The organism is Streptomyces sp. CB01635 (genome assembly GCF_002803065.1).
GTDB lineage: Bacteria > Actinomycetota > Actinomycetes > Streptomycetales > Streptomycetaceae > Streptomyces.
This window is the reverse complement of the sequence record NZ_NNBL01000002.1, coordinates 419,977-434,782: the sequence shown is the minus strand read 5'-3', so window position 1 is coordinate 434,782 and position 14,806 is coordinate 419,977. Positions and strand designations below refer to the sequence as shown.

Below are 14,806 nucleotides of genomic sequence, written 5' to 3'. Positions count from 1 at the left end.
TGCCGGGCATCATGGCCCGAATGATGCCGAGAATCCCGGCCCGTGCGGTGCTGGTGTGGGCCGCGACCCGGGCGCTGCTCCTCCTGTGCGTCCTGAAGGTGATCACGGTCCCGGGGCCGGACGTGACGACCGACGTCTCCGTCATCTACCGCAACTGGTACGGGGTCCTGCGCACGGGCACGTTCCCGCTGGACGACGTCACCTGGCAGTACCCGCCCGCCGCCGCGGGCGCGATCCTCTCCCCCGGCCTCCTGCCGTTCCTGTCCTACGCCACCGCGTTCTTCGTGCTCGCCCTCGTCGCCGATGCGATCACCTTCGGACTCCTCGTGTACGCGGGCGGGCGGCCCGGCAGGTCGTGGCGCGGGGCGTGGGTGTGGGTGGCGGGCGTGCCACTGCTCGGTCCGACCGCGTATGCGCGCTACGACGTCATGGTCACTGCGGTCGCGGTGGCGGCGCTGCTGGCCGGGGCCCGGCATCCGCGCGTCATGGGGGTGCTCACGGGGCTCGGCACGCTGCTGAAGGTGTGGCCCGTGCTCCTGCTGCTCGGGACCCGCCGCGGGCGCGTCACGCGGGTCTCCTGGGGCAGCGCGGCCCTCACGGCCGGCGCCCTGGTCGTCGCCTTCTCGGCGGCGATGCCGGGCGCGCTCGACTTCGTCACCTCCCAGCGCGACCGCGGCACGGAGGTCGAGTCGCTCGGCGCGCTGGTGTTCCATGTGGCGCGACAGTTCGGCTGGCCGGGTTACGTCGGACTGCACTACGGCTCGATGGAGTTCCTCGGCCCCTACGTGGACGTCGTGAGCGTGGTCGCACAAGGGCTGACGCTGCTCGCGTTCGGCTGGCTCCTGATGTGGCGGCTGCGGGCGCGGGCCTGGGCGCCGGGCACGCTCGCGGACGCGGCGTTCGTAGCGGTGCTGCTGTTCACGACGACGAGCCGGGTGATCAGCCCTCAGTACATGCTGTGGCTGACCGGCCTGGCCGCGGTGTCGACGCTGTTCTCCGCGAGCCGGATGACGCCGCCCGCCTGCCTGGTCCTGGCGGCGTCCCTCGTGACGTTCCTGGAGTTCCCGCTCGGGTTCGCACACGTCGTGGGCGGCGACGAACTCGGCCTCGCCCTGATCCTCGTACGCAACGGCCTGCTGGTCACCGCGTCACTGACCGCCGCACGGCGCCTGTGGCGCCGGACGGTCACGGAGCCGCACCTGAGCGAACAGCCGCCGTCGCCACGGCCGACCCGCGACGAGACCCTGCTGGCGTCATAGGTCCGCTCGTCGGTCAGCCCAGCTGTGCGCTCAGATAGTCCCGCCACTCCGCCGTGAACTTCTCCTCCGTCGTCCCGAGCACGCTCGCCATCGCCTCCTCGACCGCCCCGGTCCGCCGCTTGTGCTTCCCCACCGCGCGATAGAAGTCGTTCAGCTTCGCCTCGCCCCAGCGGTCGGCGATCATCCGGCAGGCCAGCCACCCGCCCTCGTACGCCTGCGCGAGCCGCCCCGCGTCGCCGGTGAACTCGAAGTCGGGGTCGGTGGGGAGCGCGGCCGGCAGCCGGCCGAGCCGCACCGCGCGCTGCAGTTCCGGCGCGGCCTGCCCCGCGGAGCGCCCGGTGCCGCGGTAGCCGACCCAGTCCGCGTACCCCTCGGACAGCCACAGTGGAGTGGCCCCCGACGTCGCCGCGCGGCTGGCGACATGGGTCGTCTCGTGCGTGAGGACGACCTGCTTGCCGAAGGAGCCGAGCACGCCGTAAGCGTCGGGGTTCACGATGATCCGGTCGGCCGGCGTCCGCCCCCGCGCACCCGCCTCGCCGGTCGTCACCGCGGCGATCCCCCGGTACCCGGCGGCGGGGGTCCCGAGCAGCGCGCCCATGCCGTCCAGGGACTTCGGGACGAGGACGACGACCCGCTGGGCCCAGCCGGTCCCCCAGGCGTCGCTCACGGCGGGCACGGCCTCGTCGGCGAGGTCCGCGTAGTCGCGCAGCGCGCCGTGGGACCTGCCGACGCCGAGGACGAGACTGTGCGCGCCCTTCTCGACGACGACCCTGCCCTGTTCCCAGAGCTGCTCGCCGGCCTTCGGGGCGGGCCGGTCGGAGGTCACGTACCAGCGTCCCTCGCGCAGTTCGAGCTCGAGGGAGCGCGCGGAGACGACGGGGGCGCTGTCGTAGCCCTCGATCCGGTAGCGCAGCTCCGCGCCTGCGGTGGCGTGGCTGCCCGAGCGGTCCAGGCGGGTGAGCCGGTACGTCCAGGAGGACAACGGGACGTCGGCGAGGTTCGTCAGAACCGCGGCGTCCGCGCTGCCGGTGGCCCGGTACGCGGCCGGATCCCGGACGAGGACGGCATCGGCCCTGCGGTCGAGGGTGTGCTGCACATCGCCCCGGACCGTGTCCTGCGCCGCGCCCCCGCCGCAGCCGACGAGCCCGGCGAGCAGGGCGGCCACAGACAGCAGGGCGACGCACGCCCCCGCTCCACCCGCACCACGCCCACGACCAGACATCCTCCCGATCGTACGGCGCCTCCCGCGCCGGGCCCCACCGGCCGCGACCGCTCAGACCCGCGTCACGGACGACACGGGCATCATGCCCACCGGGTCGTAGCGCACGGGCGCGCCGGGATAGGGGGCGTGGATGACCTGGCCGTTGCCCACATACATCCCGATGTGGCTGGCGTCCGAGCGGTAGGCGACGAGGTCGCCCGGCCGCGCCTCGGAGAGGGGGACCTGCCGTCCCGCGTACCGCTGGGCCTGCGAGGTGCGCGGCAGGCCGACACCCGCGCGCGCGTACGACCACTGCATCAGGCCCGAACAGTCGAACCCGGTGGGCCCGTTGGCGCCCCACACGTACGGCTTGCCGACCGCGGACATCGCGGCGGCGACCGCCGCGGCGGCCCGGCCGGACGACGGGACGCCTGCGCCCGACAGGTCGGGGACACCGTCGCGTTCGCCACCGCGCGAGGCGCGCTCGTAGGCCTCACGCTGCGCGGCGGGCAGGGAGTCGAGCAGGCGGCGGGCCTTGGCGAGCTTGTCCTCGACGGTCCGCTTGTGCCGGGCGACGGCCTTGCGGGAGCGCTCCAGGTCGACGAGCTTGCGGGTGGCCTCGGCGCGTTCCTGGGACAGGTCGCGCTGCGCCCGCTGCAGTTCGGTGAGTTCGCCGGCCTGGCGGGCGGTGACGCGGTTGAGGACGGACGCCTTGTCGAGATAGCCGTCGGGGTCCGACGACAGGATCAGGGCGAGGGCGGGGTCGATGCCGCCCGAGCGGTACTGGGCGCCTGCGAGCGAACCGAGGGCGCCGCGCATGGTGTTGATGCGCTCCTGCCCGCGGGCGACGCTGTCCTGAAGGTCCCCCAGTTCGTCGCGGAGCTTGTCGGCGCGCTCGTCGGCCTTGTTGAACGCCTCGGTGGCCTGCTCGGCCTGTTCGAGGAGGCGGTCGACCTCGGCCCGGGTGCCGGACGGGCGGTCCTGTGGCGCGGCGCCCGCGGGGGCGGCGGTGAGCCCGGCGGCGGCGGTGGCCGCCACGGCCGACAGGACGTACACAGTGGAGCCGCGCGCGCTCCGGTCGAGGCCGGACTGTGCGGGACGGCGATGGGACCCCACGGGTTGCCGCTCTCCTTTCCCGTCCCCCCGCCCCCACCACCCCAGGGGGCGGCCGGGCTCCGGAATGCGGGGCGACATTGACGTCCGCCCGGCACAGGCCCGGCTCCGGCCTGCGAGCCCACGTCGCGGGCCCGCTTCCGGCGGGTTCCTGCTTCACAGGCCCCTGCCGAAATCTGGGTTCCGGTCTTCCGGGAGCCTCCACAGGCGTCACTTCCCGCCCGTCCGGCGGTAGATACGCCAGCTCTCGCTGACGGACAGCGCGGAAGCTATCACGCAGCGCAATGGACGGCGATGCCCGGAAATGCCGGCGCCCCGGCATCGATGCAGGTCGACGCCGGGGCGCAAAGTCAGTGGGAGCTGCCGATATTCGCCCGAACGGGCGCGTATTCGCGTGACACTCGCCCGGTGGATCCGGGCCGGGTCCTCAGCCGGAGAGGCGGACGCCGAACTGGAAGGAACCGACGGTGCTCATCGACTCGTAGCGGACGACGGCACCGGGGTGCGGGGCGTGCAGCACCTGGCCGTTGCCGGCGTACAGGCCCACATGCGCGAGGTTGTTGAAGAAGACCAGGTCGCCCGGCTTGAGCTGGCTCATGCCGATCTTCGTGCCGTCGTTCTGCTGCGTGTACGTGGTCCGGGTTATGCCCACACCGGCCTGTCCGTACGACCACTGGGTGAGCCCGGAGCAGTCGTAGGAGTTGGGGCCCGTGCCGCCGGAGACGTACGGCTTGCCGAGCTGGGTCGCGGCGGCGCTCAGGGCGGCGGCGCCGCGCTTGGAGGCCGGGACCTCGTTGCCGAGGTCGACGCGGGCGCCGGCGGAGCGGCTCGCGCGGGCGTCGTCGGCGGCCATCTTCTGCCGCTCGGCGGCGGTGAGGGTGTTGAGGAGCTTCTGCGCGGCGCTGAGCTTGCTCTGGACCTGCTGCTTCTTCTTGCCGAGTTCCGTGCGGGTGTCGGCGAGGTCCTTGAGCTTGTCGGCGGCTTCCTGGCGCTCCTGCGCCAGCGAACGCTGCTTCTCCTGGATCTTCTTCAGGCCCTCGACCTGCTGACCGGTGAGCTGGTCGAGCGTGGAGGCCTTGTCCAGGAAGTCGTCCGGGTCGGCGGAGAGGAAGAGCTGGACGGAGGGGTCGATACCGCCGGAGCGGTACTGGGCGCTGGCCATCGAACCGAGGCCGGTGCGCATCTCGTTGAGATCCTCCTGGCCGCGGGCGACCTTGTCCTGGAGGTCGCCGATCTCCTTCTCGAGCTTCTTCTGCTTCTCCTTGGCCCCGTTGTACTTGTCGGTGGCCTTCTCCGCCTCTTCGTAGAGCTTGTCGACCTTGGCCTTGACCTCACTCTTGCTCGGCTTCGGCGCGGCCTGCGCGGCCTGCGACGTGAGGGCCACGGCTGCGGCGGCGGTTGCGGTGAGCACGGTCACACGGGTGCGGCTCGGCTGCTTGGGTCGACGGTGGGACGCCACGAAGGCGAGCTCCTTCTTCCTCCAGCCGCCTACCGACACGCCGGTGGGCGGTGACCCTCTGCCGTCACTCCCGATGAGCGATCACCCGAGCGGAGGTTCGAGGCCAGACCTTAGTGACCTTCTTGTGATCAGTTCAAATCCTGACGAGAAAAAAGTCGGTCACCGAGCGCATTCTTTACACTCAACTCACGTGCGGTAATGCTCGTTTGACACTACGTTGCGTAAACGTTCCGCCAATTCGGGCATCAGGCCCAGAGGTTACGTATGAGACCTACGTTGCCTATGTGGCGAAGGGGCGGAACCGCGCGGCGGTCGGTCAGCCGCGCGAGAGACGCTTCAGAAGCATCACGGAGGCGACGGGACGCGCACCCGACTTGGCGACCCCGTCGGCCACCTCGCGGTCCGTGGAGACGACCACCACGGGCCGTCCGGAGGGCTCGGCGCGCACCAGCTGGCGGATCAGCTCGTCGGCGGTGACACCCGCCTTCGAGAAGAGCACGCGCACCCCGCGCGGCGGCGCGAGCAGTACGGGCGCGGCGAGTTCGGCCCCGTCGAAGACACAGGTGACCTCGGCGCCGGTCTGCGCGGCGAGCTGGGAGAGGGAGCCGAGCAGCCTCAGCCGCTGCTTCTCCAGCGGCATCGTCGGATAGCCGGTCTTGGTGACGTTGTAGCCGTCGACCACGAGATGGGCCTGCGGCAGGGCGAGCAACTGGTCCAGGATGGCGGGGTCGTGCTCGGACAGGGCGCGGGCCGCGATGTCCTTGGGCGACATCCGCCCGGGCTCCACGGCGTCCACGGTCTCGGCGGGGCGCACGGACACGGGCGGCAGCGCCAGCTCGCGGCGCAGCCCCTGCGCGGACTCCAGGACGGTGTCGAGCAGCAGCCGTACGCGCATGTCCTCGACGCTGCGGCCCTCGCGCGCCGCCTTGCGGGAGGCCTCGAGCGCCGCCTCCGTCTCGCCGAGCCGCGCCTTGAGCCGCCGCGTCTCGCTGTCGGCGGCGGACAGCTGTGCCTGCATCTCGGCCCGTACGGCCTCGGTCTCGCCGTGGATCTTGCGCACGGCCGCCTCGCCGCGCTTGACGTCACTGAGCGCGCTGCGCAGTTTGCGGTGGAGGGAGTCGGCCTCCTTCTTCGCCGACTCCAGCTCCGTGCGCAGCCGTTCGGTCTCGGACCTGGTCTGGTCGCGGGCGGCCCCGACCTCGGCGCGCAGCCGCTCCAGCTCCGCCCGCGCCTCCTCGTCGGCGCGCTCGGCGTCGGCCCGCACGGCCTCCTCGCCGGCGGCCGCGACGAGCTTCACCCAGCCGGTGGGCCGCAGCACATAGGCCGCGGCGGCCACGTCGAGGGGGTCGGCGGCGGGCGGCGGCGCCCCGGAGTCCAGGGCGCCGGCGAGCTCCGGCTGGGCTTCTCTGAGACGTTCGCCGATGCGCTGGCGGAAGAGGGTGTCGCCCTCGAGCGCGGCGGCCATCGCATTGCCGGCGAACTTGGCACGCCGGGTCGGGGTGAAGCGCGCATACTGCCGCAACTGGGGCGGCAGTTCGGCGACCGTCAGCCCGCCGAAGCCGTCCGAGACGATCTGCACGACCCGGCGCCGCACGCCTTCGGGCAACGGCCGGTCGAGCACCTCAGCGGCGCCGTCCCCGGCCTCTCCGCCTGCGCTCTCCACCATCCGTCACCCCAATGTCCGTATTTTCTGGGGGTTCGGCTCCCTCTCAGGAGCCGGCACCCGGCCTGTCCACGAGTTCGACCTGATCCACCGCGTTGCACCAGCGGCAGCGGACCGACTCGATGGTCTCACTGACGACCTCGCGCTCCTCGACCTTCGGGTCACCAGCGAGGTCGAGGTGCACGTATTCGACGACCTTCGACGATCGGGTCACGTCGAAACGCGTGAGGTTGCCGCAGAGAGTGCAGCGCCAACGGGTCTCGGCGGTCGGCAGGGGAACCGTCATCGGGGCTGTCGCCTTCTTTCGGGGTCGTACGTTTTCCGTGGTGCGTGGTGCCCGTAACCCTACGGCCTGCCGGGTACCCCCCGCGCGGGCGTCCACAGTAGGGAATCCCGGCAGGCCGTCTGGGCAGGTGTGCACCGTTACGTCATGATCTGTTGCATGATCGACAATCGGGGTGTGACGGCGGGCAGGACGGTCAGATCGGCTGTCAGGAACCACCCGGCACCGGTGACGTACGGGCTGATCGCTCTGTGCTGCGTGGTGTTCGTGCTGTCCCCGGCGTCCGGGTTCAACCCCGTCTACGGCACGGGCGACCGGCTGCTCGCGGCTCAGAGCGACTACTTCGAGCGCTGGGGCGTGATCCCGGCCCAGCTGCTCACCGGCTCCCCGCGCGCCGCACTCACCACCGTCACGGCCCTCTTCGTCCACGGCAGCTATCTGCACCTGCTGGGCAACATGCTCTTCCTGTACGTCTTCGGCGCGATGGTCGAAGAAGGAATGGGCCACCTCCAGTTCGCGCTCTTCTACGTGCTCTCCGGCTGCGCGGCGCTGCTCGGCTACGCCATTGCGTACGCGAGCTCGGAGCAGACCCTGGTGGGCGCCTCGGGGGCGATCTCCGCGGTGCTCGGGGCGTTCCTGTATCTCTTCCCCCGGGCGCGCGTGACGAGCCTGTTCCCGTTCCTGTTCTTCCTGCCGCTGCGGTTTCCCGCGTGGGTGGTGCTGCCGTTCTGGGTGGCACTCCAGTGGGCGGCGGCCCGGCAGAGCGGCCAGGGGCCGGGAGTGGCCTACCTGGCGCACCTGGTCGGGTTCTCCGTCGGGTTCCTCTACGCGTGGGCGCGCTACAGAGGAAGGAAGCGGGGTGCGCAGAGCGCTTCTGTGCAAGAGCGGGGGCGGGAGACGGGCGGGCTAGAGTGAAAGCAGCCCCAGCCACGGCCACCGAGGGAGACAGCCAGCCGTGATCACCGCGATCGTGCTCATCAAGACCAGCGTGGACCGGATCCCCGAGATCGCCGAGTCGATCGCCGCCCTCGACAGCGTCAGCGAGGTCTTCTCCGTGACCGGTACGTACGACCTGATCGCCATGGTGCGCGTCGCGCGCCACGACGACCTGGCGGACGTCATCCCCGGGAAGATCAGCAAGATCCCGGGAGTGGAGGCGACGGACACGCATGTCGCGTTCCGCACGTACTCGCAGCACGACCTGGAGGCGGCGTTCGCGATCGGACTCGACTCCTGATCCAGCCCGCTTGACGACCGAAGGCCGCCCCGAGGGGCGGCCTTCGTCATGTCCGGTGAGGCCGGCGGATCACACCGCCGGGACGCAACGCCCGTCCTCCGTGCGGTAGTTCCAGCGAGCGCCGTCGCGGACCAGCTCGGTGACGGCGCGCACGAAGCGCTCGACGTGCTCGTCCGGGGTGCCGGCGCCGAAGCTGACGCGGATCGCGTTGAGGGACTTCTCGCCGGGCGCGGCCTCGGGCGCCCCGCACTCCCCCTGCGACTGCGGGTCGCTGCCCAGCAGGGTGCGCACGAGAGGGTGGGCGCAGAAGAGGCCGTCGCGCACGCCGATGCCGTACTCGGCGGAGAGCGCGGCCGCGAAGTGCGAGCTGTTCCAGCCGTCGACGACGAACGAGATGACGCCGACGCGCGGGGCGTCGTCGCCGAACAGCGAGAGCACCTTCACCTCGGGCACGGCGGCGAGACCGTCGCGGACCTTGCCGATCAGGTACTGCTCGCGGGCGACGAGCGAGTCGAAGCCCGCCTCGGTGAGCGCCTTGCAGGCGGAGGCGATGGAGTAGACGCCGATGACGTTCGGCGAACCGGCCTCGTGGCGGGCGGCGCTGTCGTGCCACTCGACGTCCACACCGCCGTCGGCGCGCCGCGCGACCTTGCGGGAGGCGCCGCCGCCGGCGAGGTAGGGCTCGGAGCCCTGGAGCCAGTCGGCGCGGCCTGCGAGGACGCCGGAGCCGAAGGGCGCGTACAGCTTGTGCCCGGAGAAGGCGACCCAGTCGACGTCGAGGTCCTGGATGTCGACGGGGTGGTGGGGGGCGAGCTGCGCGGCGTCGAGGACGATGCGGGCGCCGTGCGCGTGGGCGGCGGCGGCGAGCTCACGGACGGGCCACAGCTCGCCGGTGACGTTCGAGGCACCCGTGACGCACACCAGGGCGGGGCCGTAGGGGTCGCGGCCGGCGAGGGCGCGCTCCAGGGTCCGGACGGCCTCGCCGGGCGTGCGCGGCGCGTTCAGGTACGTCACCCGGGCGTCGCGCCAGGGCAGGAGCGAGGCGTGGTGCTCGGTCTCGAAGACGAAGACCTCGCAGTCGGCGGGGAGCACGGCGGCGAGCAGGTTGAGCGAGTCCGTGGTCGACCGGGTGAAGATCACCTGGTCGTCCGCGCGGCAGCCGAGGAACTCGGCGACGGTCACGCGGGAGTTCTCGAAGAGGTCGGTCGACAGCTGCGACAGGTACCCGGCGCCGCGGTGCACGCTGCCGTAGTACGGCGCGTAGGCCGCGACGTCGTCCCAGACCCGCTGGAGCGCCGGGGCGCTGGCCGCGTAGTCGAGGGCCGCGTAGCTGACCTCGCCCCCGGTGACGAGCGGAACGGTGACATCCCTGCCCAGAACCGGCAGAGCACCGGGAATTTCACGACAAAGCGACTGGTCGGCGGCAGCAGTGGGGACAGACATGGCGAACTCCCGTGAGAGACAAGCGAATTGACCACGCCGGAGCCGATGGCTCGACGGCGCAGCTGAAAAGGAAAAAGGTGTGCGGAGGTGGGGCGGAGATGCCCTATCGCATTCGCTTGCTCACGAGACTGCTCCCTTGAGGACCAGGACCCCAGGGTGTGCAGGGGTCCGCGCTTGCAGAGCACCTTGCTGTGCACTGCCTGGTCTTCACCCGGGGCACCCCGCCACGGACGGAGGGTTGCCGGACAGCGAGCCGGGGCCTAATCGCTGTCACTCATGACCTGCCGAGAAGTATGCCAGCTGATCGCTTCATCGCAACAGCGTGTCCGCATCCCGGACGGAGCGTGGTGGGGAGGCGCCAACCGGCACCTCCCCACCCCTTCTGTCCTGCACCTTTACGCGTTGCTGGCCGCCACCCAGCGCTCCAGCGTCCGCTTCGCCGAGCCCGAGTCGATCGACTCCGCGGCGCGGGCCATGCCGGCCCGGAGCTGGTCGGTCAGGGAGCCCTCGCCGGGCGTGAGAGCCACGAGCGCCGCCGCCGAGTTGAGGAGGACCGCGTCCCGTACCGGGCCCCTCTCACCGTCCAGCAGGCGGCGGGCCACCTCCGCGTTGTACGACGCGTCGGCGCCCCGCAGCGCGGACACCGGCACCAGGTCGATGCCGACGTCCCGCGGGTCGAAGGCCTCCTCGCGCACAGTGCCGTCCCGGACCACCCAGATCCGCGAGGTCGCCGTCGTCGTCAGCTCGTCCAGGCCGTCGTCGCCGCGGAAGACGAGGGACGAGTGGCCGCGCTCGGCGAAGACACCGGCCACGATGGGCGCCATCCGCGCGTCGGCGACACCGACGGCCTGGGCCCGCACCTTGGCAGGGTTGGTCAGCGGACCGAGGAAGTTGAACGTCGTGCGGATGCCCAGCTGGCCGCGCGCCGCCGCCACGTGCCGCAGCGCCGGGTGGAACTTCACGGCGAAGCAGAACGTGATCCCGGCCTCGTCCGCGACCTCGGCCACGCGCTTCGGCGTCAGCTCCAGATTCACGCCGAGCTTCTCCAGGACGTCCGAGGCGCCGGACGCCGACGAGGCGGCGCGGTTGCCGTGCTTGACGACCTTGGCGCCCGTGCCCGCGATGACGATCGCCGACATCGTGGAGATGTTGACCGTCTTGGCGCCGTCGCCGCCCGTGCCGACGATGTCGACCGTGTCGCCCGGGACCTCGATCACGTTGGCGTGCTCGTACATGGACCGAACGAGGCCGGAGATCTCCTCCACGGTCTCGCCCTTGGCGCGCATGGCCACCGCGAACCCGGCGATCTGCACGTCCGTGGCCTCGCCCCGCATGATGCGGTCCATGGCCCAGGCGGTGTCGTCGGCGCTCTGGTCGCGCCCTTCGAGGAGGCCGTTCAGGAGCTGGGGCCAGGAACGGCCCGCCGCGGTATTGCCTCCTGCGGGGGTCACAGCATTCATCTGCCGCTCCTGGTTTTCAGTGTGTAAGGGAACAAGGCCACCCTATCCAGCCCGGAGAGCGGCAAAGAGCCCCGTCCAGTGCCTGGACGGGGCTCTCACCGTGGCGACCGTGCGGTCAGTTCAGGTGATCAGTGGTGGCCGTGGCCGCTGGTGATCTCCTTGTACTCCTCGACAGTCGGCTTGGGGATCTGGCTCTCCTCGCCGTACATCCCCTCGGAGAGCCTGGCCCGCAGCTTCTCCGTACCGGACACCTTGCGCTCCACACCGTTCTCGTCGACCGTCGGGCCGACCTCGAGCGGCGCGTACTGCTCGTGCGCGGTGAGGGTGTGCAGGGCGTCGGGCCCGAGCGGCTCGTGGACCTCGATGAACTCACCGTGCGGCAGGCGCTTGATGAGGCCGGACTCGCGTCCGTGCAGCACCTTGTCCTTGTCGCGGCGCTGGAGGCCGAGGCAGATCCGCTTGGTGATGAGGAAGGTCAGCACGGGCACGATGAAGAACCCGATACGCACGAACCAGGTGATCGCGTTGATCGACAGGTGGAAGTGCGTGGCCCAGAGGTCGTTACCACCACCGAGGAGCAGGACGAAGTACCAGCTGATCCAGGCGGCACCGAACGCGGTCCGGGTCGGGACGTTGCGCGGGCGGTCCAGGATGTGGTGCTCGCGCTTGTCGCCGGTGATCCAGGACTCGATGAACGGGTAGACCGCGATCACCACCAGGACCAGCGGGAAGATCATCAGCGGGATGAACACACCCAGGACGAGCGTGTGACCCCAGAGGTTGATCTCCCAGCCCGGCATGAAGCGGATCAGGCCCTCGGAGAAGCCCATGTACCAGTCGGGCTGCGCGCCGGTGGAGACCTGGTCGACCCGGTACGGGCCCATGGCCCAGATCGGGTTGACCGACGCGATCGCGGCGACGGCCGCGATGACACCGAAGACCAGGAAGAAGAAGCCGCCCGCCTTGGCCATGTAGACCGGGAGCAGCGGCATGCCGACGACGTTCTTGTTCGTCTTTCCGGGGCCCGCGAACTGCGTGTGCTTGTGGTAGAAGACCAGGATCAGGTGAGCGACCACGAGACCGAGCATGATGCCCGGCAGCAGCAGGATGTGGACCGAGTAGAACCGCGCGACGAAGTCGCCGCCCGGGAACTCGCCGCCGAAGAGGAAGAACGACAGGTACGTGCCGACGATCGGCACGGACAGGACCGCGCCCTCCATGAAGCGGACACCGGTGCCGGAGAGCAGGTCGTCCGGGAGCGAGTAACCGGTGAAGCCGGTGAACATGCCGAGGACGAACAGCAGGAAGCCGAACACCCAGTTGACCTCACGCGGCTTGCGGAACGCACCCGTGAAGAACACGCGCATCATGTGCACGAACATGCCGGCGAGGAAGATCAGCGCCGCCCAGTGGTGGATCTGCCGGATCAGCAGACCACCGCGCACCTCGAAGGAGATGTGCATGGTCGAGTTGAATGCCTCGGACATCAGCTGTCCCTGCAGCGGGACGTAGCTGCCGTGGTACTCCACCTCGTTCATCGACGGGTGGAAGAACAGCGTCAGGTACACACCCGTGAGGATGATGATGATGAAGCTGTAGAGGCAGATCTCGCCGAGCATGAAGGACCAGTGGTCCGGGAAGATCTTGCGCATGTTGGCCTTGGCCAGGGAGTAGATCCCGAGCCGGCCGTCCGCCCAGTCGGCCACCCGCTCACCGGCGGGCGCCTTCTCGCGCGAGGACGCGTCGTTGGTCGTCGAAGTGCTCATCCGCGCTCCCAGAAAGCAGGACCGACGGGCTCTGCGAAGTCGCCGAGCGCCTGCAGGTAACCCTCGTCGTTCACGCCGATACGCAGCTGCGGGAGCGCGTGGCCGGCGGGACCGAAGATGACGCGGGCGCCGTCGGAGAGGTCGAAGGTGGACTGGTGACAGGGGCAGAGCACGTGGTGCGTCTGCTGCTCGTACAGGGAGATCGGGCAGCCCACGTGGGTGCAGACCTTCGAGTACGCGACGACACCCTCGTGGCCCCACGCGAGCTCTTGCTTGTCCTTGATCTCGTCCGGCTGGATCCGGACCAGCATCAGGGCGGCCTTGCCCATGACCTGCTGGAAGTCCTCGTCGTGCTCCTCCACGCCCTCGGGCTTGGCGAAGGTGAGCGAGCCGACCACGATGTCCGAAGGACGCAGCGGCTCGTTCGTGTTCATGTTGACGAGGAGCTTGCCCTTCTTCCACGCGGTGTGCCGGAGCTTGTCCTCCGGCAGCGGACCGAGGTCACGGAGGAGGACGATGCCGGAGAGCGGGACCATCGCGACCGCGCCGAAGAGCGTGTTGCGGATCAGCTTGCGCCGGCCGAACTGCGACTCCTTGGCGCCCTGCTTGAAGTCCGCCAGGACCTTCGCCTTGACCTCGGGCTCGGCCGAGATCGCGTGACGGTCGTCGGCGACCTCCACGTCGGACATCAGGGTGCGGGCCCAGTGGACCGCGCCCGCGCCGATGCAGAACAGCGCCAGGCCGAGCGTCATGCCGAGCGCGAAGTTCAGCGCGCTGATGTGCCCGATCGGCCAGATGAAGACGCTCTTGTCGGCCTTGATCGTCACGAACGCGGCGATGAAGGCGACCGTGGAGAGCATCGAGAGCGTGAACAGGAAGGCGACCACGCGCTCGGAGCGCCTGGCGGCCCGCTCGTCGATGTCCTGGATCCGGTGCTCGTGGGGCGGCAGCCCCGGGTTGGCGAAGGGGTCTTCCTTCACCGCGACCGAGCCGTGCGGCTGGTCGGCGTCCTGCGCGCTGGGCAGGTTCTCTTCTGGAATCTCTTGACTCATGACTTCTTGGCCTTTGCGGTCCGAGCGGCGACCCAGACGGCGACGGCGACCAGGGCGCCGAGACCGAAGACCCAGGCGAACAGGCCTTCAGTGAACGGGCCGAGCCCGCCCAGCGTCAGCCCGCCGGGGCTCTCGGTCTCGTTGCCGTTGACCGCGTTGATGTACGCGATGATGTCCTTCTTGCTCTTCTCCGGCATCGTGGTGTCGGGGAAGGACGGCATGTTCTGCGGGCCCGTCTGCATGGCCTCGTAGATGTGCTTCGGGCTCACGTCCTCCAGGTTCGGCGCGAACTTGCCGTGTGTCAGCGCGCCGCCCTCACCGGTGAAGTTGTGGCACTGCGCGCAGTTGGTACGGAACAGCTCGCCACCGTTGGCGATGTCCGCACCCTCCGGGCTGACCTGGTTCTTCGTCGGGACGGTCGGACCGGCACCGAGCGAGGCGACGTACGCCGCGAGCTGGTCGATCTCGGCCTGCGAGTAGATGACCTTCTTCTTCGGGATCTGCGCGCCGGGCTGCTGCGCGGGCATGCGCCCGGTGCCGACCTGGAAGTCGACGGCCGCGGCGCCCACGCCCGTCAGCGGCGGACCGTCACTGGATCCCTGACCGCCGGTGCCGTGGCAGCTGGCGCAGCCAACGGCGTAGAGCTTCTTGCCCTCGTCGATGGCGAGGGACTGGGCGGTTTCGTCGGCCTGCGCCTTGCTCGCGGGTGCGAACGCGGCGTACAGCCCCCCGGTGGCCGCCAGCGCGAGGAGTAGGACGACGACCGCCGCCAGCGGATGGCGTCGTCGTGCGGAGAGCTTTTTCACGGATTACCCCGGTGTCAGGATCTTCTGCGTCGGTGCTTACTGGACGAGTCGGTACGTCGGGACG

At 70.4% G+C, this 14,806-nt stretch carries 13 protein-coding genes and 1 riboswitch; of the genes, 3 read left to right on the top strand and 10 right to left on the bottom strand.

The genetic code is table 11. The annotated features are described in order from the left end of the window. Positions 1 to 20: 20 nt before the first annotated feature. Positions 21 to 1,259, top strand: a complete 1,239-nt coding sequence (locus CG723_RS05960; protein ID WP_100592172.1) for a glycosyltransferase family 87 protein — start codon at positions 21 to 23, stop codon at positions 1,257 to 1,259. A gap of 13 nt (positions 1,260 to 1,272) precedes the next feature. On the opposite strand, the gene CG723_RS05955 is transcribed toward CG723_RS05960, so the two are convergent. The 5 genes from CG723_RS05955 to CG723_RS05935 all read right to left on the bottom strand — a co-directional run bounded on the left by CG723_RS05955 (position 1,273) and on the right by CG723_RS05935 (position 6,981). Further along, positions 1,273 to 2,481 (bottom strand): hypothetical protein, encoded by a 1,209-nt coding sequence (locus tag CG723_RS05955; protein WP_100592171.1) that lies wholly within the window; start codon positions 2,479 to 2,481, stop codon positions 1,273 to 1,275. 51 nt (positions 2,482 to 2,532) lie between these two features. Next, positions 2,533 to 3,576, bottom strand: a complete 1,044-nt coding sequence (locus tag CG723_RS05950) for a C40 family peptidase (RefSeq protein WP_100592170.1) — start codon at positions 3,574 to 3,576, stop codon at positions 2,533 to 2,535. Between the two features lie 424 nt (positions 3,577 to 4,000). Next, positions 4,001 to 5,032, bottom strand: a complete 1,032-nt coding sequence (locus CG723_RS05945) for a C40 family peptidase (RefSeq protein ID WP_100592584.1) — start codon at positions 5,030 to 5,032, stop codon at positions 4,001 to 4,003. A 316-nt stretch (positions 5,033 to 5,348) separates the two neighbouring features. After that, positions 5,349 to 6,698 (bottom strand): NYN domain-containing protein, encoded by a 1,350-nt coding sequence (locus tag CG723_RS05940; protein ID WP_100592169.1) that lies wholly within the window; start codon positions 6,696 to 6,698, stop codon positions 5,349 to 5,351. Positions 6,699 to 6,741: 43 nt separating this feature from the next. Continuing rightward, positions 6,742 to 6,981 carry a hypothetical protein gene (locus CG723_RS05935; RefSeq protein ID WP_100592168.1) on the bottom strand — a complete coding sequence of 80 codons (240 nt, stop codon included), beginning with the start codon at positions 6,979 to 6,981 and terminating at the stop codon, positions 6,742 to 6,744. A gap of 156 nt (positions 6,982 to 7,137) precedes the next feature. Between CG723_RS05935 and CG723_RS05930 the strand changes: the two genes are divergently transcribed. Both CG723_RS05930 and CG723_RS05925 read left to right on the top strand, forming a co-directional pair. Next, positions 7,138 to 7,893: a rhomboid family intramembrane serine protease gene (locus tag CG723_RS05930; RefSeq protein WP_199841666.1), complete on the top strand. Its 756-nt coding sequence runs from the start codon at positions 7,138 to 7,140 to the stop codon at positions 7,891 to 7,893. 40 nt (positions 7,894 to 7,933) lie between these two features. Continuing rightward, positions 7,934 to 8,215, top strand: coding sequence for an Lrp/AsnC family transcriptional regulator (locus CG723_RS05925; protein WP_100592167.1), 282 nt, complete (start codon positions 7,934 to 7,936; stop codon positions 8,213 to 8,215). Between the two features lie 69 nt (positions 8,216 to 8,284). On the opposite strand, the gene CG723_RS05920 is transcribed toward CG723_RS05925, so the two are convergent. The 5 genes from CG723_RS05920 to qcrC all read right to left on the bottom strand — a co-directional run bounded on the left by CG723_RS05920 (position 8,285) and on the right by qcrC (position 14,742). Beyond that, positions 8,285 to 9,658, bottom strand: coding sequence for an aminotransferase class V-fold PLP-dependent enzyme (locus tag CG723_RS05920; RefSeq protein WP_100592166.1), 1,374 nt, complete (start codon positions 9,656 to 9,658; stop codon positions 8,285 to 8,287). Between the two features lie 165 nt (positions 9,659 to 9,823). Then, positions 9,824 to 9,940, bottom strand: a riboswitch (SAM riboswitch). A 113-nt stretch (positions 9,941 to 10,053) separates the two neighbouring features. After that, positions 10,054 to 11,118 carry an anthranilate phosphoribosyltransferase gene (gene trpD / locus CG723_RS05915; protein WP_100592165.1) on the bottom strand — a complete coding sequence of 355 codons (1,065 nt, stop codon included), beginning with the start codon at positions 11,116 to 11,118 and terminating at the stop codon, positions 10,054 to 10,056. A 128-nt stretch (positions 11,119 to 11,246) separates the two neighbouring features. Next, on the bottom strand, positions 11,247 to 12,884 hold the full coding sequence (gene qcrB, locus CG723_RS05910; protein ID WP_100592164.1) for a cytochrome bc1 complex cytochrome b subunit: 1,638 nt from the start codon (positions 12,882 to 12,884) through the stop codon (positions 11,247 to 11,249). Next, entirely contained in the window at positions 12,881 to 13,936 is a 1,056-nt protein-coding gene (gene qcrA, locus CG723_RS05905; RefSeq protein WP_100592163.1) for a cytochrome bc1 complex Rieske iron-sulfur subunit, read from the bottom strand. Before qcrA ends, qcrB begins: the two co-directional genes overlap by 4 nt. Continuing rightward, the gene (qcrC, locus tag CG723_RS05900) at positions 13,933 to 14,742 is read right to left on the bottom strand and encodes a cytochrome bc1 complex diheme cytochrome c subunit (RefSeq protein ID WP_100592162.1); all 810 of its coding nucleotides are present in this window, start codon (positions 14,740 to 14,742) and stop codon (positions 13,933 to 13,935) included. Before qcrC ends, qcrA begins: the two co-directional genes overlap by 4 nt. Positions 14,743 to 14,806: the final 64 nt, after the last annotated feature.

Excerpts from the sequence above, each read along its gene's own strand:
- CG723_RS05960 (WP_100592172.1), top strand. The coding sequence starts at position 21 with ATGATGCCGAGAATCCCGGCCCGTGCGGTGCTGGTGTGGGCCGCGACC.
- CG723_RS05955 (WP_100592171.1), bottom strand. The coding sequence starts at position 2,481 with ATGTCTGGTCGTGGGCGTGGTGCGGGTGGAGCGGGGGCGTGCGTCGCC.
- CG723_RS05940 (WP_100592169.1), bottom strand. The coding sequence starts at position 6,698 with ATGGTGGAGAGCGCAGGCGGAGAGGCCGGGGACGGCGCCGCTGAGGTG.
- CG723_RS05935 (WP_100592168.1), bottom strand. The coding sequence starts at position 6,981 with ATGACGGTTCCCCTGCCGACCGCCGAGACCCGTTGGCGCTGCACTCTC.
- CG723_RS05930 (WP_199841666.1), top strand. The coding sequence starts at position 7,138 with ATGATCGACAATCGGGGTGTGACGGCGGGCAGGACGGTCAGATCGGCT.
- CG723_RS05920 (WP_100592166.1), bottom strand. The coding sequence starts at position 9,658 with ATGTCTGTCCCCACTGCTGCCGCCGACCAGTCGCTTTGTCGTGAAATT.
- trpD (WP_100592165.1), bottom strand. The coding sequence starts at position 11,118 with ATGAATGCTGTGACCCCCGCAGGAGGCAATACCGCGGCGGGCCGTTCC.
- qcrB (WP_100592164.1), bottom strand. The coding sequence starts at position 12,884 with ATGAGCACTTCGACGACCAACGACGCGTCCTCGCGCGAGAAGGCGCCC.
- qcrA (WP_100592163.1), bottom strand. The coding sequence starts at position 13,936 with ATGAGTCAAGAGATTCCAGAAGAGAACCTGCCCAGCGCGCAGGACGCC.